General features: G+C 29.1%; 20 protein-coding genes. 11 read left to right on the top strand and 9 right to left on the bottom strand.

Going from position 1 to position 24,694, the window contains the following annotated elements; genetic code table 11:
* Positions 1-28: 28 nt before the first annotated feature.
* Positions 29-1,942: a flagellar hook-associated protein FlgK gene (gene flgK / locus QZ306_RS01925; protein WP_295160309.1), complete on the bottom strand. Its 1,914-nt coding sequence runs from the start codon at positions 1,940-1,942 to the stop codon at positions 29-31.
* Positions 1,943-2,087: 145 nt separating this feature from the next.
* Positions 2,088-3,932 (bottom strand): methyl-accepting chemotaxis protein, encoded by a 1,845-nt coding sequence (locus QZ306_RS01920; protein WP_295160306.1) that lies wholly within the window; start codon positions 3,930-3,932, stop codon positions 2,088-2,090.
* 190 nt (positions 3,933-4,122) lie between these two features.
* Between QZ306_RS01920 and hisC the strand changes: the two genes are divergently transcribed.
* The 7 genes from hisC to kdsB all read left to right on the top strand — a co-directional run bounded on the left by hisC (position 4,123) and on the right by kdsB (position 13,233).
* The gene (hisC, locus tag QZ306_RS01915; RefSeq protein ID WP_295160303.1) at positions 4,123-5,190 is read left to right on the top strand and encodes a histidinol-phosphate transaminase; all 1,068 of its coding nucleotides are present in this window, start codon (positions 4,123-4,125) and stop codon (positions 5,188-5,190) included.
* A gap of 65 nt (positions 5,191-5,255) precedes the next feature.
* Positions 5,256-6,938 (top strand): restriction endonuclease, encoded by a 1,683-nt coding sequence (locus tag QZ306_RS01910; RefSeq protein WP_295160301.1) that lies wholly within the window; start codon positions 5,256-5,258, stop codon positions 6,936-6,938.
* Positions 6,939-6,976: 38 nt separating this feature from the next.
* Entirely contained in the window at positions 6,977-7,915 is a 939-nt protein-coding gene (locus QZ306_RS01905) for a UDP-glucuronic acid decarboxylase family protein (protein WP_295160298.1), read from the top strand.
* A 107-nt stretch (positions 7,916-8,022) separates the two neighbouring features.
* On the top strand, positions 8,023-11,124 hold the full coding sequence (locus QZ306_RS01900) for a PD-(D/E)XK nuclease family protein (protein WP_295160295.1): 3,102 nt from the start codon (positions 8,023-8,025) through the stop codon (positions 11,122-11,124).
* A 403-nt stretch (positions 11,125-11,527) separates the two neighbouring features.
* Complete coding sequence (locus QZ306_RS01895; RefSeq protein ID WP_295160293.1) at positions 11,528-11,920, top strand: hypothetical protein; 393 nt, start codon at positions 11,528-11,530, stop codon at positions 11,918-11,920.
* A gap of 41 nt (positions 11,921-11,961) precedes the next feature.
* Positions 11,962-12,447 carry a PTS sugar transporter subunit IIA gene (locus QZ306_RS01890; RefSeq protein WP_295160290.1) on the top strand — a complete coding sequence of 162 codons (486 nt, stop codon included), beginning with the start codon at positions 11,962-11,964 and terminating at the stop codon, positions 12,445-12,447.
* A gap of 30 nt (positions 12,448-12,477) precedes the next feature.
* Entirely contained in the window at positions 12,478-13,233 is a 756-nt protein-coding gene (gene kdsB, locus QZ306_RS01885) for a 3-deoxy-manno-octulosonate cytidylyltransferase (RefSeq protein ID WP_295160287.1), read from the top strand.
* Positions 13,234-13,333: 100 nt separating this feature from the next.
* Here the strand turns inward: kdsB and gpmA are convergent, their stop codons facing one another.
* Positions 13,334-14,080, bottom strand: a complete 747-nt coding sequence (gene gpmA / locus QZ306_RS01880; protein WP_295160284.1) for a 2,3-diphosphoglycerate-dependent phosphoglycerate mutase — start codon at positions 14,078-14,080, stop codon at positions 13,334-13,336.
* A gap of 138 nt (positions 14,081-14,218) precedes the next feature.
* On the opposite strand from gpmA, the gene QZ306_RS01875 reads away from it, so the two are divergent.
* Positions 14,219-15,790, top strand: coding sequence for a DUF6348 family protein (locus tag QZ306_RS01875; RefSeq protein ID WP_295160282.1), 1,572 nt, complete (start codon positions 14,219-14,221; stop codon positions 15,788-15,790).
* A 15-nt stretch (positions 15,791-15,805) separates the two neighbouring features.
* Here QZ306_RS01875 and QZ306_RS01870 read toward each other — a convergent pair whose 3' ends face one another.
* Entirely contained in the window at positions 15,806-17,191 is a 1,386-nt protein-coding gene (locus tag QZ306_RS01870) for an MATE family efflux transporter (RefSeq protein ID WP_295160280.1), read from the bottom strand.
* A 137-nt stretch (positions 17,192-17,328) separates the two neighbouring features.
* On the opposite strand from QZ306_RS01870, the gene QZ306_RS01865 reads away from it, so the two are divergent.
* Positions 17,329-18,057, top strand: a complete 729-nt coding sequence (locus tag QZ306_RS01865; RefSeq protein ID WP_295160277.1) for a hypothetical protein — start codon at positions 17,329-17,331, stop codon at positions 18,055-18,057.
* Here QZ306_RS01865 and QZ306_RS01860 read toward each other — a convergent pair.
* Positions 18,054-19,058, bottom strand: a complete 1,005-nt coding sequence (locus QZ306_RS01860) for a site-specific DNA-methyltransferase (protein ID WP_295160274.1) — start codon at positions 19,056-19,058, stop codon at positions 18,054-18,056. The two genes, QZ306_RS01865 and QZ306_RS01860, sit on opposite strands and share 4 nt — an antisense overlap.
* A 211-nt stretch (positions 19,059-19,269) precedes the next feature.
* On the opposite strand from QZ306_RS01860, the gene QZ306_RS01855 reads away from it, so the two are divergent.
* On the top strand, positions 19,270-20,376 hold the full coding sequence (locus tag QZ306_RS01855) for an ankyrin repeat domain-containing protein (protein ID WP_295160271.1): 1,107 nt from the start codon (positions 19,270-19,272) through the stop codon (positions 20,374-20,376).
* 46 nt (positions 20,377-20,422) lie between these two features.
* On the opposite strand, the gene QZ306_RS01850 is transcribed toward QZ306_RS01855, so the two are convergent.
* Positions 20,423-21,079 (bottom strand): redox-sensing transcriptional repressor Rex, encoded by a 657-nt coding sequence (locus QZ306_RS01850; RefSeq protein WP_295160268.1) that lies wholly within the window; start codon positions 21,077-21,079, stop codon positions 20,423-20,425.
* Between the two features lie 260 nt (positions 21,080-21,339).
* On the opposite strand from QZ306_RS01850, the gene QZ306_RS01845 reads away from it, so the two are divergent.
* Complete coding sequence (locus QZ306_RS01845) at positions 21,340-22,071, top strand: NAD-dependent deacylase (RefSeq protein ID WP_295160265.1); 732 nt, start codon at positions 21,340-21,342, stop codon at positions 22,069-22,071.
* A gap of 56 nt (positions 22,072-22,127) precedes the next feature.
* Here the strand turns inward: QZ306_RS01845 and QZ306_RS01840 are convergent, their stop codons facing one another.
* The 3 genes from QZ306_RS01840 to eno all read right to left on the bottom strand — a co-directional run bounded on the left by QZ306_RS01840 (position 22,128) and on the right by eno (position 24,565).
* Positions 22,128-22,601, bottom strand: coding sequence for a bacteriohemerythrin (locus QZ306_RS01840; protein ID WP_295160262.1), 474 nt, complete (start codon positions 22,599-22,601; stop codon positions 22,128-22,130).
* Between the two features lie 20 nt (positions 22,602-22,621).
* Positions 22,622-23,062, bottom strand: coding sequence for a bacteriohemerythrin (locus QZ306_RS01835; RefSeq protein ID WP_295160259.1), 441 nt, complete (start codon positions 23,060-23,062; stop codon positions 22,622-22,624).
* Between the two features lie 207 nt (positions 23,063-23,269).
* On the bottom strand, positions 23,270-24,565 hold the full coding sequence (eno, locus tag QZ306_RS01830) for a phosphopyruvate hydratase (protein WP_295160256.1): 1,296 nt from the start codon (positions 24,563-24,565) through the stop codon (positions 23,270-23,272).
* Positions 24,566-24,694: the final 129 nt, after the last annotated feature.

Raw genomic sequence — 24,694 nt, 5'->3', positions numbered from 1 at the left:
AGACTCCGCCTAAATGATATATATTAATTTACACACCCATTCTGTTTATTACAACATCAAGAAGCTGATCCATGACGCTTACAACTCTTGCAGACGCATTATAGCCATGCTGGTACATAGCCATTTGCGCCACCTCCTCATCTAGGTTAACGCCCGATACTGACTGTCTTAATTGTTCAAGATATTCCATAACAACTTTCTGCTTGCTTGTTTCAGTATTAGCAGTTTCGGTTCTTGAAGCAATTTTAGCTATGCTTCCCGTATAGAAATCGTTAAAAGTGGATTTGCTTTCAACCATTATTTCTTTATTTTTTAAATTTGCTATCGCCAAAGCATTTGAGCCGTCTCCTATTCCGTTTCGCTTATCATTAAATCCGTTTCCTGTGGTATCTATGCCTTTAGAAGCTGCTATATAATTTATATCATTTCTGATAATATTATTAACAGCAATAGATGATGCAGGGTGTCTGTCAGGTGTTACCGTAAAGTTTCTAAAGTCTCCTGCCAATTGATTTACCTGATTAGCTGCCTGCCAGTTATATGCTCCTCCCTCTCCCGATTGATTAAGCACTCCCGCTATTCCTACAAGAAAATCGCTTGAATCTTCTATATGCTTAATAAAATATGAAGGCTTCATATAATCATCAAAACCTCTTGCTTTAAGAACGAGCCTGCTGTTATCATCAAGATAAGCCGATACATTTGATGCACTGGAGTTTATTTTATCTATTAAATCTCCTATTTTCATCTGTGCGGTATAATCTATGGCAATATCTGCCCCCTCCCTTGATTTATTTCCGAATACTAAAGTTCCTGCACTTCCTATGCTTGCCGAAGGATCCAAAGAATTAATACCGCTTACCTTAAACATTATTGTAGAGTCTTCCAAACCGTCATTATTGATGTCATAGTTTCCTATAACTGAAGGCGTTGTTTTTGTGAATGTGAAAAAATCTATTCCCGTTTCATGATTAAGTCCGAAACCGATTCTATGAACTTCATTTATACTATCAGCCAAATTAACGGCAAAGGCGTCTATATCATTAATAGCATCAACAGTATCTGTATCTCTTAATTCTAATAAGGCTTTTAATTCTCCGCCTTCAAACTGAACCTGTACATGATCCTTTTTCCAATATATATCGTACATTCCTTCGTTATTGATATTATTTTCAGTACTTAATTCGCTTACAATATTACCCTGAATTAAAGCCCTTCCGCCTATATATATCATAGTTTCATCAGGATCTACGGATTTTATATCAACATTCGCAAGAGACGAAAGCTCATCTACAAGCAGATCTCTTCTATCAAGCAGATCATTAGGATTTTGACCTAAAGCCTGCTGCTTAACTATTTCCGTATTTAAATCTTTTACGGCATTAGATATATCATTAATTCTTTTAACTTTATTCTCTATTAAGCTATTCAGATTATTACGCATTCCGTTCATTTGATTAAACATCTGATTAATGGAATTATTTATTCTGTCGGCTCTTTCCACTAAAACCATTCTTGTGCCTCTTTCGGCTGGATTTGCCGCCATTTCCTGCCAAGAATCCCAAAAAGCATCAAGATCATTTCTTAAATTTTCATTATTCGGCTCATTATATATAGCTTCAAGCCTCTTTAAATAATCAGATTTGGTTTTCCAATAACCGTCAGTACCCAATTCATTAATTATCTTTGAGTCTATAAATTGATCTCTTATTCTTTCAATAACGGTTATTTCGGCTCCCTGTCCCAGCTGACCTGCACGCTCCGCTCTGTTCAGAGTAGGAGATTCTAAAGGCTTATCAAATGTGCGCATTACAACACGCTGTCTGCTGTATCCTTTAGTTGCAACATTATTTATGTTATGCCCCGTAACTTCCAAAGCTGTTTTAAAGTTTTGAAGGGATCTTTTACCTAATTCTATACCGAAAAATGAGCTTGTTGACATTATTATGCTCCTTAAATAAAAATAATTTACTTCCAATTAATTATTATACTTATCGTATTTATAAAGAAAATTATTACACTTTTTTTATTATTATTGCAGCATAAGGCAACATAATTATTTGCATTTATGGTATTTATATGTTTTTTTAATCAATCTTAAAAAAGCTTATTGCTTCAACTAACTCTACAGCCTGATTTAAGAGAGAAGAAGATGATGCCGAAGCCTGCTCCACCAAAGCGGCGTTCTGCTGAGTTACCGTATCCATATCCGTAACGGCTTTATTAACCTGATTTATGCCTTCCTGCTGCTCTATCGCAGTTGAGCTTATATCCTGCATTATTCTAGCCGTATTTTCTATTTTTTGCTGAAGTTCATTAAATATATCCTGTGAGACTCTTGCGGATTCTGTGGCTTTATTGATTTTTTCATAAGCATTATCTACCAAATCTGTAATATCTTTTACAGAAGACTGAGTAGTTTGCGCCAAATTTCTAACCTCGCTTGCTACAACAGCAAAACCTTTACCCATATCTCCCGCTCTTGCAGCCTCTACCGCCGCATTTAAAGCCAATATATTTGTCTGAAAAGCTATGCCCTCTATTATTTTTGTTATATCTCTGATTTTAGTGCTGGCTTCATAAACTTCTTCAATATTTTTAGTGGTATCCAATATTATTTCTCCTGCATTTTGAATTGAATCTTTGGAATCCATCATCATTTTATTGCCTTCTACAGACTGATCTGTTGAAGATTTTATTGTAGATGCCATCTCTTCCATTGATGAGGCTGTTTCCTCCAAACTTGCAGCCTGCGATTCCGTGCGTTTTGATAAATCTTTATTTCCTGAAGAAAGTTCTTCCGCTTCAGCCTTTATTCTGTCAGCCGAACTTCTTACCTTGATAATAATATCAGAAAGTATGCATCTCATATCAAAGAAGGAATTAGCTAATACTCCTAATTCATCTTTTCTGTTTATATCTATATTTTCTGATGTTAAATCTCCTTTTGAAATTTCTTTTGATATTGAAACTAAATTATTTAAAGGCTTCATAATACTTTTTATATAAATAGATATTAGTATAGTACATATAATTATAAAAATAGGTCCTATTATTATAGTACGGAGTATTGTATATTTTATTTCTCTATATATTTCGCTGTCAGGCTTTTCAAATATAACGGTCCAAGGCATCATATTTACATTCTTATAAGCAGCCGAATACTTGCCTTTATTTACCTCGCTATTGTAAAATTCAATAATTCCTTCTTTGCCTGTTTTTGCTATATCATAAACTTCAGGCAGACTGCCTCCTATTTTTTTGTTGTCTGAAGATAATAATATATTGCCTTCATTATTTGCTACAGTTATATTTCCGCTGATATTTAAACCGCTTATAAATTCGCTGTTTACTTTTACTAAATCTAAATTAATATAAACTAATCCTATAAAATTACCCTCCGCATTCTTTACTCCTCCGCATAGAAGCAATGCCTGTCCTCCTGTTGTGGAAGACATACTTGTGGAGTTATCAAATGTAAATTTATAATTATTTGCTTTCATTCTTGAAAACAGATTTTGATGAATATCAGCTATTGATATGCCTTCAAGATTCGGATTGCTGCTGTCGGCTAAAATAACTCCGTTTATATCTGCCAAGCCTATATTTATAGCATAAGTATTTACTAAAGAAAACTCTTTTAATCTTTTCAAAGATTCGCTTTTTACATCTCCGTCATTTATATTTATAATTCCGTTCGCCAGTGTTCCCGACTGAGAATAGGCGGCTATTGCAAGCAGCTGTTCATGCAGTACCATATCTATCATATGCGAATATCCTGATACCGTTGATGAAAAACCTTCCAATGCCGTTTTTCTGATTGCTCTTGAAGAAGACCAGATAGAAATCGATGCTAATATAGCTATTATAATAAAAATAATAAGACTTATTATAAAAGGAACTTTAAATGATAAGCTATGTATTTTTTTCATTGTGAAAACCTCTTAAAAAAATTATTTATTATCTAATACTGATATCAGAAATGGCTGAAAATAAATAAATTACACATTCAATATAACAATTTAATTTTTTATGTCAATAATTATATAATTATTTTATTATAGATTTTAATAAAATAATATATATAATATAATTATTATAATAGGTACAGAGGAATTATATATGAATAAATTTCTAAGCGATAAAGCAAAATCTATAGAGCCGTATACACCTGGAGAACAGCCTAAGGATAAAAAATATATAAAATTAAATACAAACGAGTCTCCGTATCCTCCTTCTCCTTTTGTAGAAAAAGCTTTAATGGAAAGCAGATTTGATGATTTGAGGCTTTATCCTGACCCGAATGCTTCGGATTTAAAAAAAGAAATTGCTGAGTTGTATAATATAAACACAGATAATATATTTATAGGAAACGGCTCCGATGAAATATTAGCTTTTTCTTTTAAGGCTTTCTTTAACAGCAGAAATAAAATTTATTATCCTAATATTACATACAGTTTTTATTCTGTGTATTCAAGTCTGTTTGATTTAAATGAGGCAGAAATACCTCTTAAAGACGATTTTACTATAGATATTAATGATTATAAGAATTTAGATTCGGGTATAATTATTGCAAACCCTAATGCCCCGACAGGGCTTTTATTAACTCCGTCTCAAATAGAAGAAATTACGGCTAGCAATAAAAATAATATAGTAATAATAGATGAAGCTTATATTGATTTTGCAGGTTCGGAAAGTGCATATAAACTTATAAATAAATATGATAATCTTCTTGTTATACAGACTTTTTCAAAATCAAGAGCATTAGCTGGTATACGCATAGGATTTGCCTTAGGAAATAAAAATTTAATTCAAGGTCTTGAAAATATTAAATACTCTTTTAACTCATATACGGTTAATAGGCTTTCAATGAATGCTGCAATAGAGGCTGTAAAAGACAAGGAATATTTTGAATATATTGTTAGTAAAATTATAAATACGAGAGAAAAAACAAAGATAAAATTGAAAGAACTCGGGTTTAATATGACTGACTCCAAATCCAATTTTTTATTTATATCGCATAAAAGTGCGTCCGCTGAGCATATTTATTTAAAATTAAGAGATAAAGGAATATTAGTAAGACATTTTAACACCGATATTATAAATAATTATATAAGAGTATCAATAGGCACAGATGATGAAATGAATATTTTTATAAAAAAGATAAAAGAAATAACAGAAAAATTATAAAAATATATTTAAACTTTTTATTTTTTATATATAATCATATATAAAAAAATTACGGGATAAAAAATATGAGTGATACAGGTATATATGCAGTAATAGCTTTAATATTCACAGCTATATTAATATCAACTATAATAATGATAAAAAATATATTTTCAAAAAAGAAAAATAAGCCTGCAAAAAATAAAGTAAAGCTTATGGAAGAACTTAAAAAAAATATAGCTGAAAATGAAAATGATTTTAATTCATTATATAAGCTTGCAGTGCTTGAAGAAGAATATGATGAATCATTAAATGAAGCGCTTGAAAAATATGAAAAACTTATAGAAAACAGATACTTTAAAGAGAATGGAATAAATGAAATAGAAATATATAAAAAATTAGAGATGGGATATTCCAAATTAGAAAATAAAGAAAAAAGTTTTAAATATACGCTTTTGATTACTAAAGCTGAGCCTAATAATATTTATTATGCAACTAAATTGGGTACTATACTTGGAAAAGAAGGAAAATATAAACTTGCCTGCGAGAATTTTAATAAAGTAGCGGTATCAAAAAAAAATATAGATATAGAAGAAGCCAAAACAGCCGCTTTATCTTTTTTTATGATTAAAGACTATAAAAAATCTATAATATTTTTAGAGGAGCTGTATAAAAAAATATCGGGCAATAAAGATACTGATATATCGGAAAAATGCAATCTTGAAATACTTCTTATATCTATGTATATATCTGCCGATGAACTTAATATAGCGCTTAATTTCCAGCAGAAAATATTAGCCAATAATACAATAAGCGACGGACAGAGACTTCATATTAATAAAATGTATATGTATACTTTATATAAGCTTTCCGATAATAAAAGCTTCAGAGAGGCCTATGATAGTATAATAAAGCAGTATGACTTAGAAAATGCAGATAAGAAATATGCCGGCCTTATATTTGATTTCGCCTTTTATTCTTATTTTTTGAAAGATATAGACGCATCTATAAGGTTTTTTTCAAAATTAAATTCTTTTCATATGCTTGAGTTCAGCGTTTATTATTTAGATCATATACTGCAGTACCTTAATGAAATTAAAAAAGCATTTAATCAATTAACAAAATTAAGAAACACTATGAGTTTGAGCGAAGAAAAATATTCTAATGAAAGATATGGTAAATATATTAATACCGAATTAATAAAAATATGGGAAAATGTTCTTAAATTATGGGAGGAAAATTTTTATAATTTTGATTATATTAATTCCTTAGTAAAAATAGATAATACTATGGATATTGATAAAATTTTAAATGAATATAATATGGAGAAAAAATTATCTGATGATAACAGACAAAATATAATTACTGATATAGATAGAATATATGCATTAAGCACAAGTAATTTCAAAAAGCTTTGTAAAAATATAGTACAGAATAAATTATCATATTCCGTACTTCAGGAATACTCGGATAATGTCATTAATTATGAATACGGAGATGAGGTTAATTATTTAGCATTTCCTATTGGAAAAAGCAGAAAAGAGCTTACATTAATTTCAATAAAAAGATGGAAAAATACTGAAGTGGGTGAACTTATAATAAGAGATTTTCTTCTTATGGTAAATGAATCAGGAGCAAAAAATGGAATACTTATTTTGCCTGTAAGATTGTCGAATGGTGCTAAAAGCTATGCAAAACATAACGATAAAATTACAGTTTACAGCAGAAGTCAGTTTAACTCATTTTTAAAAAATAATTTTATTAAATAATAATAGATGCTTTTAATGATAATTAAAGGATTAAGATTATGAAAAGAATAGCTGTAACAGGGGGGGCTGGTTTTTTAGGCTCTCATTTATGCGAAAGATTATTAAAAGAAGGAAATTATGTAATATCCATAGACAATTTTTTTACAGGCTTAAAAGAAAATATTTATCATTTAAAGGATAATGCAAACTTTGAAATCATAAGACATGATATAACAGAGCCTATGCATATAGAATGCGATGAAATTTATAATTTTGCATGTCCTGCATCGCCCATACATTATCAGAGAAATCCAGTTCATACATTCAAAACAAGCGTTTTAGGAATACTTAATATGCTTGATTTAGCCAGAAACTGCGGGGCTAAAATACTTCAGGCTTCCACAAGCGAAGTTTACGGAGATCCTTTGGAGCATCCTCAAAATGAGAGCTACTGGGGGCATGTTAATCCTAATGGCATAAGAAGCTGCTATGATGAAGGAAAAAGAGGCGCTGAAACTTTAATGATGGATTATCATAGAAAATATAATACCGATATAAAAATAATAAGAATATTCAATACTTACGGACCTAGAATGAATGAAAATGACGGAAGAGTTGTTTCTAATTTTGTAATACAAGCCCTTAAGAATATTCCTATAACGGTGTACGGAGACGGAAGCCAGACAAGAAGTTTCTGCTACTGCGAGGATTTAATAGACGGAGCCGTAAAAATGATGAACAGCGAAAACTTTATAGGACCCGTTAATTTAGGAAATCCTTTTGAGATTACAGTTTTAGAATTTGCCGAAACTATTATAAAAATGACTAATTCAAAATCGGAAATAGTATTTAAAGATCTTCCTAAAGATGATCCCGTAAAAAGACAGCCTGATATAAGATTAGCTCAAGAAAAACTTAATTGGAGCCCTAAGTATAAATTAGAAGACGGGCTTAAAAAAACTATAGAATATTTTGATAATTATTTAAAAAGAAAGTAAATACGGTTATTGCTTTTAATATATACGATTATAAATTATGCCTGTTTAGGCTTCTTTGACAATTATTTTTTTTTTAGTATAATTGAATAAAAAAGAGATGCCCGTATATGCAGGAATTATTTTTATTTCCAAACTATAAAGCAAAAAATAATTATTTAAAAGATAAGTTTAAAAACTATACACTTGATATAAGCAATTATCAGATTCTGCATCAATATTATAAAATTAATAAAGATAAATTTTTTGAAATATATAAAATAGAACATGAAAAACAAGAAATAAGTGAATCAATAGCGATTATAAATATTCATAATGTTTTGCATAAGTATAAAGAAAAAAATAAAAATACTTTGATTGCAAAGCAAAATATTACTTACGAGCTTGCATATACTCTGTATAAACTGATAGAAGAAATAACATTGGCAAAATTTTATAATTTTAAATTAAAAGATTATAAAAACTTAGAAGATATTAATTCGGTAATAGATTTATATAAAGAGTATAATAATAAAAATAATCTTTTAGATGAATTTGATATTTTCGAGCTTTTCATTGAATATATAAAAAATAATAAATTAAATTTTTTTAACGGATGCAAATCTATAACCGTTTTTAATTTTGAAAAGATACCGCCTTTGCATTTGATATTTTTAGAGAGTATTAAAAATCATTTGGGTATAAATATAAAAATTGTTATGCCTTATAATATGAAAAGTCATTTTAATAATTATAAAGCATTTTATCAGGGTATCAATAATTTTGAAATAAATGAAAACTCGGGTTTTGCAAAAGCTCTTTTAAAAGAAACAGACAGTATAAATCTATATAAAAATAAAATAAAATTTATATCAGGTTTCGGCGTAAAGCAGGAAGTTGATACAGCTGTAGATGAGATAATAAGATTAATAAATAAAGGCGCAGCTTTATATGATATAGGAATAATATTTTCTGATATCCGTATATACGGTGATATAGTTGCAGAAAGATTAAAAGAATGCGGCATAAAGTTTAATGAAAGGAGAAGCAGTTTTTTATGGAAAGTTCCTGTAATACCTGTGCTTACTTCCGTATTTTTAATATTGGATAAATACAACGGCGAATTGAATACCGATATATTGATAAAAATACTCTCTTCGCCTTATATAAAAAATCTTAAAGGAGTTAATCCTTACAATATAAGAGATTTAATTTACAGCTATGATAAATACGGAGATTCTGATTCTGCTGAGATATTTTCAAAAATGTCTTTGAAGGATTTTAAATACAGACTTTCTAAAAAAATTAAAGAAAATGAGGCATACGAATCGATATCAGATTTTTTGAATATGCTAAATGAATTGGTGTCTAAAAAAACTTATAGGGAAATAGGGCTTGCATACATTAATATATTAAAATTCCTGAAAATAGGAAATATATTTGAAGATGATACATATAAAAATAAAGATGAATATTTTTACAGAGATAATGAGGCTTTGGCTTTATTTATAGATTTAATATTGGAAATAGCTTATACTGAAAAATTGGACAATGCACAGAAGCAGGAAATCAGTCATTTTGATTTTCATGCCGCTTTGAATATTCTTTTAAGAGATAAGGCAATTGGCAGAAATGATAATAAGCATATATCTCTTACTGTAAGCAATTTGTATGATGCCAGAGGATTAAGATTTAAATATATATTTATACTTGGAATGAATAATGATTTTATTAATAAAAAGCCTGATAATTTTTTTATAAGTTCTAAATTAAGAGAAGAAATAAATAGAAAAAATAAAAAAATTCTTTTTAATACCCAGAGTTATTTATCGGATATTCATTATGCTTTATTTTTAAATATATTGTCTTCCTGCTATGAGGAAAGCATTGTTTATTTCTCTTTCAGATTTAAAGATGAAAATGGAAATTTAGAAATACCTTTTTATTATTTGGAGGATTTATATAACAGGCTTTATAATGAAGATTTTAAATTTGAAAGTTTGGATAAAAACGGTCTTATATACAGAAAGGAATATATTCAGAGAGAAGATAATATTCATACAGAAAAAGAAAATCTTATGAGTTTATTTTTATATAATAAAGCCGTAGAAAAAATAGAAAATGCGGAGGAAATTATAGACGCCGTTTATCATAAATCAAGCAAAAATGCTGATAATACTTTTGATAAAAAAAATAATGATGAGATAAGAAAATTCTTTTTAAATATATTAAGCGAAAAGGTATCTGTTACAACTTTGCAGGCAATAATGGAATGCCCTGCTAAATTCTTTTATTCTTCTCTTTATTTAAGACAGTCAGCCGAGTCAAAGTTACAGGGAATAAATTATATGGATAAAGGCAGAACATATCATAAATTTCTTCAGAATTTTTATAAGGAAATCCAAAATAAATACGGCATATATGAAAGCTATTTAAAAGAAAGCGAGTTTAATAATTACTGCAGTATAGCAAATGAAGTAATAGAAGAGCATATAAATAATCTGATTAATATATATTCTAAAAAAGATTTGGAAGAGAAATATATATCCGAGTATAAATTTGATTATAATGTTATAAAGGAAGAAGCTTTAAATGTGCTTTATTATTTTATAAAGAAGGAAATCAAAACAAATGCAATAAAAGAAGAAGAGGGATTTAAATATATACCTGTTTATTTTGAAAAATATATAGGCGCAAGCGAAGATTTTATAGTATATGAAAATAAAAATTTATCTGTAAAAATTAAAGGGATATCGGATAGAATTGATTTCAGCTACTCTGATAAAGAGTTTAAAAATATAAACGGCATAAGAATTGTAGATTATAAATCAGGATATAAAAAAGAAGAGGCTCATGGAATAAATAAAAAAGATATTATAAAAGAAACCATCAGAATATATTTTCAGCCTATTTTATATTTAAAATATGTATTAAGCAGATACATAAAAAAAGATGCCGCAGATAAAATAAAAAACTGCGAGGTTGTATTTACAGTATATAAAGAAAAAGATGTGATAGACGATTCAAAGGAAATAAATCAGGTTTATAATGACAGAGATATGCTTTTATCTATATGCGGTTATACGGCAGGAGAGTATAGCTTAGATGATTATTTTGAAGAAATGTTCTCTAGAATTTTAGACGGAGAATTGGTATATATTACTGACGGAGAGAGCTGTGCAAATTGCTATAATGCTTCCTATTGTGAAAAAGCATATAAAAAAGATGAATAATAATGAGTATTAATAGAAATAATTAATAATAAAATATAAAAAAGCTCTGATGCAGAAACTCTTTCCAAATATAAGGGAGTAAAATTTTTCTGTATTATTTTTTATTATTCTATATTTCTATTAATGTTTTTACTCTCTGATTTCTTTCTCCTTTTCTTTTTTTGGAAAAAAAGAAGCTGGCTTTTTTGTTTTTTTATCTGCATAAAAAAGAACATGATAAATATATTAAATAATAAAAGACAATACCAGCAATACAGAATAATAAAAAATAATATTGGAAATAGGAAATAATAAAAGTCCAGCAATAATAAGAATTAAAGAACATTTAAACGGATAATTTTTATATTAATAATAAGTTGATATATTATAAAAAAATGTTATATTAAAATAAGGATTTATTTTTATGTCTAGATATATTTTACCTGAAGAGGATCTTTCAAGAGCTTCCGATTGGATAAGCAATTTCTTTATACGAGAAGGTTATCATGCAGATTATACTATAGAAAGTTTATTTGAAGTTGATAAATTTTTTAAAGAAAAACTGTATATGGTTTTAGAAAATGATAATAACCGCAATTTCATATTTTCCATAAGCGCTTATATAGGCGAAGTTATAAAAAATCATTTCAATGGTCATTGGGAAGTTTCGCATGATATAGATTTAGACGATGAAACTATAGGTATATGTTTTTTTAATCATGAAACTGTATATCCTCTTAATATTACATTAGAGCTTATACAAAAAAAATACACATTAAAGGAATATTTGAATAATAATTTTGAATTAAAAGATTGATTTTATATATTAATTATTTTTTAAGTTAAGGTTTATTTATTATGATCTCATTAAATGAAGTTGAAAAGTATATCAGGGAATCTTATGTTATTTTAGATTTGAAAGCTGATAATAAGGACGAGGCTATCAGCGAAATGCTTATATATTCCGAAGCTAGCGGTCTTAGGATTAATATATCTCAGATTATAGAATCTATGTATAAAAAAGAGGATATTATAAGCAGCGGTTTGGGATACGGTGTCGCATTTCCTCATGTTAGAACAAGTCAGGTGGAGGATAATAATATAATATTTGCGATTTCAAAAAAAGGATTAAATTATTCGGCTATTGATAAAAAGCCTGTTCATTTGCTTACCATGTTTCTTACTAATAAAAACAGCAATGATAAATATCTGAAGCTTCTTTCTTTATTTACAAAAATATCAAGAATGAGTATGTATCTTGTTGTGCTTTTAGAATCAAAAACTATAGAGGAGTTTAAAAATAAGCTTATAAATATATCTAAAGACATGATTGCTTCAAAATAAATGTCTTAAATTAAATAGGAGAATTATAAAATGCCCGATATTGCAGCAATAATACCCGCCCGCTACGAATCTTCAAGATTTCCTAAAAAATTAACCTATAAATTGCTTGGAAAACCCATTATAATAGCAGTTTATGATAATATAAAAGCCTGCAGGAGAGTAAATGATTGCATTGTGGCTGCGGATTCAAATGAAATAATGGATATATGTAAAAAAAATAATGCTAAATCTGTAATGACTTCGAAAGATCATACTTCCGGAACTTCAAGAATTATTGAAGTGGCTAAAAAAATTGACAGCGAAATTATTATAAATGTTCAGGGAGATGAGCCATTAATAGATGAATCAGTTATTAATCCTATAATAGACGCTTTTGATGATGAGAATACGCATATTGTTACTTTGAAAACAAAAATTGAAGGTAACAGTTCTTTGATAAAAGATGAAAATGCAGTTAAAGTTGTTACAGATATAAATGGTTATGCAATGTATTTTTCAAGGGCAGCAATACCTTATAAAAGATTCGATCAGAATATAAATGTAGAGTATTATAAGCATATAGGAGTTTATGCTTTCAGAAGAGATATATTATTAAAAATAGATAAACTTGAAGAATGCAGTTATGAAAATATAGAAAAGCTTGAACAGCTTAGATGGCTTTATAACGGCATAAGGATAAAAGTTTTGGAAACTAATAAATTTCTTCATGGCATAGACACAAAAGAAGATTTGGATATTGTTCAGAATTATTTAAGAAACTTTGCAGAAAGCGAATTGAATAAATAGGATTATTAATTGTTAAAAATAAACACATATCAGTAATAAAGCGGATATAAGTCAGGCGGAATACTAAAATATTCCGCTGATAATAAGCCTAAGTAAAAAATTACTTTTTCTTTCCCTGATTTGCAACCGCTTCCATAGCTTTTTTAACTGCTTCAGGGTCGCCTAAATACTGTTTATTAACCGCTTTGAAATTATCATCAAGTTCATAAACTAAAGGCATTCCCGTAGGTATATTAAGCTCGGTAATATCGGCATCGGATATATTATCTAAATACTTAACTAATGCCCTTAAACTGTTTCCATGAGCTGCTATAATAATTTTTTTTCCGGCTTTGATATCGGGAAGTATAACATTTTCCCAGAAAGGCACAACTCTTTCAACCGTGTCTTTTAAGCATTCTGTAAGAGGAAGTTCTTTTTCTGATAAGTTTTTATAACGGCAGTCATGACCAGGATATCTTTCATCATCTTTTGTCAATTCAGGCGGAGGCGTATCATAGCTTCTTCTCCAAATTTTTACTTGGTCTTCTCCGTATTTTTCAGCCGTCTGCGATTTATTTAATCCCTGCAAAGCTCCGTAATGTCTTTCATTTAACTGCCAGCATTTTTCTACGGGTATCCATAAAAGCCCCATTTCTTCCAATACCAAATTTAAAGTTTTAATGGCACGGGTAAGAGTAGAAGTATATGCTTTGTCAAAAGTAAACCCTGCTTTTTTTAATTCAATACCTCCCGATTTAGCTTCTTCTATGCCTTTTTCGGATAATGTTACATCTGCCCAGCCTGTAAACAGATTCTCTTTATTCCAAACACTCTCGCCATGTCTTATTAAAACAACTTTTATCATTTTCTAACTCCTTAATAATTAAGATTAATTTACATTATATACTAGAATAATAAAAAATTAAACTAAAATATATTGTTTTATTACAATAATTATATTATTATATATAAAGTTATTTTAGATGATATAAGGAATTATATTATGAATGATGAGGAATTATATTATGAATTAGAAAAACTGCATGATGAAGGAAAACATAAAGAAATCATATCTCTGATACTTTCTCTTTCAGAAGAGCAGCTGAACGATGATATAAAAGGCTTACTTGCTGTAGCCTATAATAATGCAAAAGAATTTGATTTGGCTATAGAAACATTAAATTCTTTATCTGAAGATATTAAAAATCATCATACTTGGTTTTATAAAATTGCTTATGCATATTCTGGAAAAGAAGATGCAGGCAATGCCAATATAAATATAGACAGAGCTTTATATATGCTGGAAATGAATAAATCATTAGCTTCCGATGAAGAGTATAATTACTTCAATAATTTGTATAATAATTTGAAAGAATATATAAAAGAAGGAAGCGTGCACATGCATTATGAGGCTAATGCGGTTAATATTGATGATCCTGATTCTATTATAAAGGATATATCTTCTATTTTATCAAATGATATAGATAATGAAATAATAGAAGGAAGTATTGTAATAAAAAAATGGAATATATTTATAAATGCCTATGCTGAAAGCGTAAGTGATAAAAGCACTGTTATAAATTATTATATATCAAGTCCTGATTGGGACAGAGATATATTTGAATGCTGCGCAAGTGCAGGCAAAGATTCCAGTACTTCAATAGGTCTTTCAAACGGAAGTTTTATATTCGGAATAATGACGGGCATAAAAGCTATGAATGAGAACAGAATACTTGATGAAGCAGAAACTGAATTTGCTTCAAAAAAACATAAATGGAAAGTTTATACAAGCAATCTGGTTAATATGGGAGGAGATAACGGAAAGCCTAAAAATGTAAATATCTATTGGGATATGTTTAAAGATGATATATTAAAGCGTATAGGAAATCAGAAGATTTGCTATGTGAAAATATACGGAGCTAAAGCTTCAAATGATTATACGGTAGGCGAGCTTAGAATAAATGATGTCAATATAGCCGAGCTTTCAAATAAGATGAATGAATATGTAAAAACTTGGAATGAAACGGATTTTTCATCGGATAAGCAGTTTTTCTTTTTAGTGCAAGACGATGAAACTTATACTCCTTATCCTTATGAAAATGATGAGATTTATAATTTTATTATGCATTACTCCAATATAGTTTTAAACTCGGAGGAGACCGAAGAAGCTTATAATAATCTTGAAGAATTAGCGGAAAAATTAACAAAAGACTATACGCTTGCATCCGATTTATTTTTATTTCTGCCTGAAATATGCGCAGATAATCAATTTTTTGATGAAGTTCATTCCAATGAAGTAATTAATTTTAATTTTGAAACGGAGGAAAAAAACATCTCTGTATATAAGACTCAGCTTTATACATATCATCTGATAAATAATTATATATTTGAACTTTTCAGAGAAGGGGCATTCGGCGGAAAAGAAAATGAAGTATATATAAAATTTATAAATATGAGCGCATTACATAATATATATCTGCATATAAAAGAGGATTATGAAAAGAAAAATAAAAAGCTTGAAAATGCGGAAGTGAATTTAACTTATAATGTAAGCGATTATTATGAAATAAGATAAAATATATATATTTTTTTAATTTATATTTTCTTTTAGTTTTTTTATATTTTTTATTTCTATGCTTACAAGTATAATAGTTACAATTAAGGCAGCTCCGTCCGCTATAGGACCTGCATACATTACTCCGTCTATACCGAAAAATTTCGGAAGTATTATAATTAAGGGAAGAAGAAATAATGTCTGTCTGGTTACAGCAAGAAAAGCCCCTTTGAATGCTTTTCCAAGCGAGCTGAAAAATGTTCCTGTAACAGGCTGAGCGGCGTTTATTATCATAAGCATCATAAATATTCTCATATATTTTTCAGAAAATTGAAAATAAAGCTTGCTTCCGTTTCCGAATACGGAAACTATTTGTCTTGGAAATAACTGAAAGAGTAAAAAAGCTATAAATGTAATAATTGCAGTTATTGTCATAGTAAGTTTATAAGTGTCTATAACTCTGTCATAATTTTTAGCGCCGTAATTAAAGCCTATTATAGGCTGACTTCCCTGAGATGTGCCTATTACAAAAGACATTACAATCATATTAATTTTAGCTGCAATGCCCGAAACCGCTAAAGGTATATTTCCTCCGTATATTGAACTGCTTCCGTAACTGCTTAAAACATTATTCATAACTATCTGCAGTATCATCATAGATAAATTACTGAAGCCTGCCGAAGCTCCTAATGCAAATATTTTAAGTACCTGTTTATATTTTAAAATAAAGCTTGATTTTTCAAGTTTTATATTTTTGAATTTAAATAAATAAATAAAAGCTACAAAAAAAGAAACATACTGCCCTATTACTGTTGCAAGTGCAGCTCCTGGCATACCCATTTTAAACACAAATATAAATATAGGATCTAAAATAGTATTTATGACTGCACCGCTTAATACAAATGCCATAGAATATTTAGGATTTCCGTCCGCTCTTACAGTATAGCTCATTACCATAGTAAATATATAAGCTGTAAATCCGTATGATGTTATATCCGCATATGAATAGGCATATTCCAATATTTCATTTGTGGAGCCGAATATTATCATCAGCTTTTTATTTAAAAGTTTTACTATTAATGATAAAGCAATTCCGAATAGAAAAGATAATGTAACCGTATTTCCGATAATGACGGAAGCATTTTTATTTTCTCCACTTCCAAGCATTATGCTGTATAATGAAGCTCCTCCCACTCCTATAAATAATGATATGAATATGCATATTATTGTTAATGGAAAAGCAACATTTGTAGCTGCATTTCCGTTAATGCCTATGCCTTGTCCTATGAATATTTGATCCACTATATTATATAAAGAACCGACAAGCATTGATATAACGCTTGGAGTTCCGTATTTAAAAAGAAGTTTATGTATTTTTTCGAAATAGAGCGGATTTGAAGAAACAGATTTGTTTAAGGTCATATATAAGTCCGTAAATAAGGCTATATATAAAGTATATGGATTTTTTTATATGTTTCAACTTTAACAGATTTTTTTAATTTTTTATCTATTTTTTTATTTATTAAAACCGAATTATATATTTTAAAAGGGATTTAATTATGGAAGATGAAGAAATAATAAATATATGGAAAATTATAACTGATAATTATAAAAAATATCTATGCAGTAAAGGTGTAAAATTACCTGCATTAAAAGATAAGCATGGGTATACAAAAAATGCTTTGACTTTAATAAGATTAGCAAAAAATTATCCAAATACTCAAATAGTGTCAAAATCTGAATTGACAGATTTTATAAAATTGTATTATCCTAATGTTACCGATGTCCAGCAGGCAAGACATTTATCTATGCAAAGCGGATGGAATATTGTATCAGGAACAAGAGGAGACAGCAAAGATAATATACCTAAAGGTTCGTATAAGCTTATTGACTTAAAAAATGCATATTCAGGATTTTTTTCAGAAAGGCGGGAAGGTTTTTCAGGTGATTGGGAGAAAATAAAAAAACTTTATAATTTCCGATGTGCTAATTGCGGCTCAAAAGAGGGCGAAGAACATTTACTTAGAAAAGGCATAATTGTAAGTTTACAAAAAGGACATATGAATCCTGCTTTGAAGCTTGAAGAAGGAAATATAATTCCTCAATGCCAAATTTGTAATAGGGCGGATAAAAACCGATGGATTTATGATAAAACTGGCAGAGTAATTGAAATAGCGTATACTGAAGACGGATTTAGAATAGTATCAAAATTTATAGAAAAATCATCATATAAAACTAAATTAAAATTATTAGAATTGTTAAAAAATTGCTATAAAAATGATTGTTAAGTATATAAATTATCTAATCTCTTTTTGGCAATATCAAAATATTTTTTTTCTATTTCATATCCTATAAAATTTCTATTATTTATAATAGAAGCGACGGCATGGGATCCACTCCCTAAAAACGGATCTAAAACTATTTGACCCTCTTTTGTAAATAATCTAATTAAGTGTGAAATTAAATGAACAGGCTTTATAGTCATATGTTCTATTTTTTCATTAGTTTCATTAATTCTTATTCTTTTTGAAACTTCCATAACATTACCCGGAAATTTTCCGTCTAAAGATTCATTAGTATTCATCAGTCCAACTTTGTATTTTTCCCAATTTGAAACAAATGTTCCTTCTTTTGGTTTTTGTGCTAAAGTCATAGGCTCCATTTGGGGTTTTAGTTGCGGTGTTTTTAATCCTTTGAGTTCAGAAATTAATTTTTCTTTTTCAGATTCCGTTTTATTTTTATCTTTTCTTATAAAATGATCTTGTGAAAAGGCTTTAGGCTGTCCTTCATATTTCCAAGCCATTAAATCTCTAATTTCAAATCCTGCTAAATCTAATGACATAGCCATTCTATGATATAACCTTCCCTGTGAAAACATTATGCAAAATCCGCCCGGTTTTAATATTCTAAATAATTCTTTACATATAGGTTCTAAAAAATTCTGAAGATTTTTTCCTTGTTTTCGGTCAAATTTCATGCCTGCAGGTATTGTTCCTATAACATTTGAATATTTAGTTCTGCTTTTCAATTTAGTATCATTCCAAGCATCATCCATACCATCAGTAAAATAAGGAGGATCTGTTATTATTATATCTATAAAATTATTTGAAATTTTTTTTAATCCTTCCCTGCAGTCTTCATTAAAAATATAATAGTTTGCTTCTAAATTAGAAGAAAAATAGTATGTATCATATTTGGAAGTATTTTTAATGATTTCTTTAATTTCTCCAATAATTTGATTATTTTTTACAGCTTCAATATGTTCAGATATGCTGATTTTTCTGTTCATTTTAATAATACCTTTTACTAATACTTTATGTATTAATTATATAGCCATAATTTAACTTTGTCAAAAAATTATATTACAGTTTTAGTTTTTTATATTTAATGATAAATGCTGCAAATAAAAAATATCATTCCTAAAAATAAGCTAATATTAATATATCTTATTTCCGAAATTTTATATTGAGTTGAAATACCATATTTAAGGAAAATATTATATGCGCTATTTAAGTTGTCTTTTTATATTTTTGAATACATTTTTTGTATTATTTTCTCAAATGCCGAATACGGGCAGATTGGATCAGCTTTTAGAGTATGCTGATGCGGGAGACAGCGCCGCTTTAAAAAGATTAATATCTCAGGGCTCTATTTCAAGCTTTATTGATTTCGGAGATAATCAGGGTCATAATGCCTTAATTACTGCCTCGTCTAAAGGCTATAAAACAATAGTTCTTTTATTATTATCCCAAAACGCTAATGTTAATCTCAGCTGCATACATGGCAAGACAGCTTTAATTTATGCCGCCGATGCAGGATATGTGGATATAGTATCATATCTGCTTGCCAAGAATGCTAATCCGAATATAAAAATAAACGGAGGAACAACAGCTCTTTTGCAGGCATCAGGCAAAGGCTATTACAGTGTAGCTGAAATGATTATTAATGCAGGTGCGGATCTTAAGATTATGGGTACTTACAGAAGCGGCAATAATGACGGAATAAATTATAATATGACTCCTTTAATGATAGCTTCTTATAATAATCATGATTTGATAGTAAGACTTCTTCTTGATAGGGGAAGCGATGTTAATTATATAAATGAATACGGGGCTAATGCTTTATTTTATGCCATAGCAAGAGGTAATAATGAAATTTCTAGGCTTTTACTTGAGAGAGGAGCCGATGCAAATATAGCCGCTTCTTGGGGACCTTACGGCAATATCACTCCTCTTGCCTTGGCTTCATCATTAGGCTTAACAGATATAGTCTCTTCGCTCCTTATAGGAAAAGCCGATATAAATTTTAAGATGAAAGACGGCAGAACGGCTTTAATATGGGCTTGTGTTTTTGGTAAAAGCGGAGCTGTTAATACTTTGATTATGAATAAAGCCGATTTAAATATGTCGGATAATGACGGTAAAACAGCTTTGATGTTTGCAGCCGAAAACGGAGATTATATTTCCGCAAGCTATTTAATTAATGCAGGGGCTCATTTGAATATTTTAGATAAATTTCAAAAAACAGCTTTAATGTATGCTATGGAAAATGGGAACAGCGATATAGTGGATTTGCTTACAGCGGCAAGCTTAAGCTACAGCAGATAATTCATTAATTTTATGAGGGGCTTTTTTAAAGTCTCTCTTTATATTTTTACTGATTATTTTTATACATTTTCTTTTTTTGAGAAGAAGGCTCTTTAATATCGTTTATAAAATAAAATAAAGATTCAATTTCATCGGCTATATTTATATCATTTATAATGCAATCCGGTCTTTCCAAAAGTTTTATAGGAGCGAAATTCAAAACTCCTTTTATGCCTGCATTACAGATAACATCAAACATTCTTTGAGCCTCTAAGTCTGGAACGGTTAATATAGCTATTTCAATATTATTGTTAATGATGAAGTCTTTTAACTCTTCTATTGGAAGTATGGGAGTGGCTGTCTCTCTGTTGATTTTATCAGGATTATGATCAAATGCCGCAACTATTTTTATAGATTCGCTTTCAAAACCTCTGTAATTAACCAAAGCTTTACCTATTTTGCCATAGCCTATTAATACTATATTATGCGATATCTGTTTTCCTAATATTGCATTTATCTGATCCAATAAATCATCTATATTATATCCTCCCTTTTTATTTCCTGAAATATTAAAAAGAGAGAAATCTTTTCTTACCTGAACGGAAGTAATTCCTATAGCATCTCCTAAATTATTAGAATATGCTTTTATAAACCCGAAACTCTTCATGCGTCTTAATGCATTTTTATATTTTAATAGACGCATAATTTGTGTTCTGCTAATCATAATATATCCTTAAGATTGTTATTATATTTATAATTAATTAATATAGTAATATTATAACATAATAAAGTTGTCTGTCAATAAAAATACTATTATAAAATATTGATTTATGAGAAATAATATATAAAATTAAGAACATTAATAATATATTTTGTATTATTGTATATTTTATTAATATGAATTATAATTTATTTTTTATCTTTAATTAAGATTTATTTTAATTTTAAACTAGTAAAAAATATATTTTATTATATAATACAGCTATGATAGATTATAAATTAATAGCAAAAACAATAAAAGAATCAAAATATGTTTCAGCCTTTACAGGTGCGGGCATAAGTGTGGAAAGCGGCGTTCCTCCTTTCAGAGGAGAGAATGGTCTCTGGGAAAAGCATGGCAGTCAGTTTGCCGAGATATCTTATTTTATGAAGCATCAGAAAGAATCTTGGAAATCTTTGAAAAAAGTTTTTTATGATCCTATTACCGATGTAAAGCCTAATAAGGCTCATATAGTTTTGGCAAATTTAGAGAAGATGGGTATAATGAGAAGCATAATTACTCAGAATATTGATAATCTTCATCAGGAAGCGGGAAGTAAAATAGTTTATGAACTTCATGGCACGGCTAAATATGCTGTATGCATAAAATGCAAAACAAGATATAAAATAACAAAAGAAATTTTAGACATGGATCCTCCTGTATGTGAAAAATGCGCAGGTATATTAAAACCCGATTTTGTATTTTTCGGAGAACAGCTTCCTGCATCGGATTTTAATTCCTCAATAGAAGATGCTGATAAAAGCGATTTGTTTATTATAGTGGGAACAGGAGGAGAGGTAATGCCTGCTGCTCAGATTCCTCATATAGCAAAAAAGTCTGGTGCTAAGATTATGGAGATAAATCCCGAACCTTCAAGTTTTACAAATAATATAGTTGATATATATGTCGGTGAGAAAGCGGGCGTAGCATTCAGCGAAATAGAAAAATATTTATAAAGTAAAAAGCCTATAACTGATTGCTATAGGCTTTTTTATACAGCTTTATATTTAAATTAATTCATTTCCTCTTCATACATTTTGCTTAATTTATCTTTTACTTCGGATATGAATTTTTTATCGTCAAGAACTATATGATTTAGAAGCCATTCTTTTAAGAAAACAATAAAATCTTTTATAACCAAGCTGTCTCCGCGTTCATATTTATTCACTTCTTCCACAACTTTAAGAGAAAATGCCCTATGTTTGGATAAATGCTCTTTTGATATTGAATAATTGATAGCATTCATAATTTTTTCTTCATAAGAGAAATGATATGTGGCATAATCTATAGTTCTCTTAATTATCGCATTAAAAGATCTTTTTACTTCCTCATTGCCAAGATCCCCTTTTACACCCGTATCATAAAGATCATTGATTATATTTACAAGTTCTTTATGCTGATTGTCAATTCTTTTATAGCCTGTTTTGAATCTTTCTTCCCATTTGATCCAGCCTTTTTTTACGACAATCTCAATCATTTCTTCCATAAATAAAGCTCCTAAAATTGTTATTGTTGAGAAAGTTTTTGCAGCACTTCCTTAACTTCGGTTATGAATTTTTTATCTGTAACTAAAATATGATTTAAAAACCAGTCTTTCAGATACTGAACTAAATTATTTATAGCGTCCAGAGAACCGTTCTCATAAGACTTAATATAATTATATATTGTCTGCGCAAATTCCCTATGATATGCAGAATGCTCAGACATCTTATTATATTCAATTGCCTGCATTATTTTTTCCTCATAAGAAAAATGATATGACACATAATCTACCGTTTTTCTCAAAGCTTTTTTAAACTCCGACTTTAGCAATTCATCTTCAGAATTTTGATTATCCATACAGTCGTATAAGTCATTAATTATCTCTATTAATTCTAAATGCTGATCGTCTATTTTTTTATAACCTACTTTATATTTATCTTCCCATACTATATACTTATTGCTCATCATCGTTCCTTATATTGTGAAGAAAAAAATATAATTATGTTTAATATCGTAATATTATATATAATTATTATATAAATATTTTTTTCTTTTTAAAGTAAAAAAACAAATTTATGAAAAAATTTATTAATTTTTTTAATTAAATAGTTTTTATTATGATAAAAAAACCTGCATTATTATGCAGGTTTTAAAACTATCATATAAATTAAATTATTTTATAACATTATAAAAAGCTTTTTTACCTAAGTAAACAGCTCTGTTTCCTAATTCTTCCTCAATTCTCAATAATTGATTATATTTTGCAATCCTGTCGCTTCTTGAAGCAGAACCTGTTTTTATTTGTCCTGCATTAGTTGCCACAACTATATCTGCAATAGTAGCATCTTCGGTTTCGCCTGAGCGGTGAGAAACTACAGCCGTATAGTTATGAGTTTTAGCCAATTCTATAGAATCCAAAGTTTCAGTTAAAGTTCCTATTTGATTTACTTTAATTAAAATGGAATTAGCCACGCCTTTATCCAATCCCATTTGCAGACGCTTAACATTTGTAACAAATAAATCGTCTCCCACTAATTGTACTTTTTTGCCTAATTTTTCAGTTAATATTTTCCAGCCTTCCCAGTCATCTTCAGCTGTAGCATCTTCTATAGAAATAATAGGATATTTACTGCATAAATCTGCATAGAAGTCCACCATTTCAGAAGATGATAATTCTCTGCTGTCAGATTTATGGAATACATATTTTTTCTTTTCTTTATTATAAAACTCACTTGATGCAGGATCCATAGCTATCATAATATCATCACCAGGTTTATATCCAGCTTTTTCTATAGCCTGCATAATTACCTGAAGAGGCTCTTCATTGTCTTTGAGAGTAGGTGCAAAACCGCCTTCATCTCCTACAGTAGTGCTTAATCCTCTGTCATGAAGTATATTTTTTAAGTTATGGAATACTTCCGCTATATAGCGAAGTCCTTCTTTGAAGGTCGGAGCTCCTACAGGCATTACCATATATTCTTGGAAGTCTATAGGCGCTGATGAGTGGGCACCTCCGTTTAATATATTAGCCATAGGCACAGGCAGAGTTTTGGCATTGGTTCCGCCTATATATCTGTATAAAGACATGCCTAATTCTTCTGCCGCAGCTTTTGATACGGCAAGAGATACGCCAAGTATGGCATTAGCTCCTAGTTTTCCTTTATTTTCAGTACCGTCAAGTTCTATCATAGTTCTGTCTATTTCTACCTGATCCAAAGCGTCCATATCTATAAGTTCATTGCAAATAATTTCATTAATATTTTCTACAGCTTTTTGAACCCCCTTTCCTAAATATCTTGATTTATCTCCGTCTCTTAATTCCACAGCTTCATGTTCTCCTGTAGAAGCTCCTGAAGGCACAGCCGCTCTGCCCATAACGCCGCTGTCAAGCCATACATCAACTTCTACCGTAGGGTTTCCTCTTGAGTCTAGTATTTCTCTGGCAACTATATTATCTATTAAAGACATATTAAAACTCCTTAAAATTATAATTGTCTATATGATATAACATAACATATAAATTTCAAGTGAGAAACAGACATAATTAAAAATATACATTAGAGTTTTAATCTGATATGCCGTCATTTATATAATTAT

The sequence above is a fragment of the uncultured Brachyspira sp. genome, from assembly GCF_910588665.1.
Lineage (GTDB): Bacteria > Spirochaetota > Brachyspiria > Brachyspirales > Brachyspiraceae > Brachyspira.
Note: the sequence above shows the minus strand (reverse complement) of the source record. Positions and strands in the feature narration are given on the sequence as shown.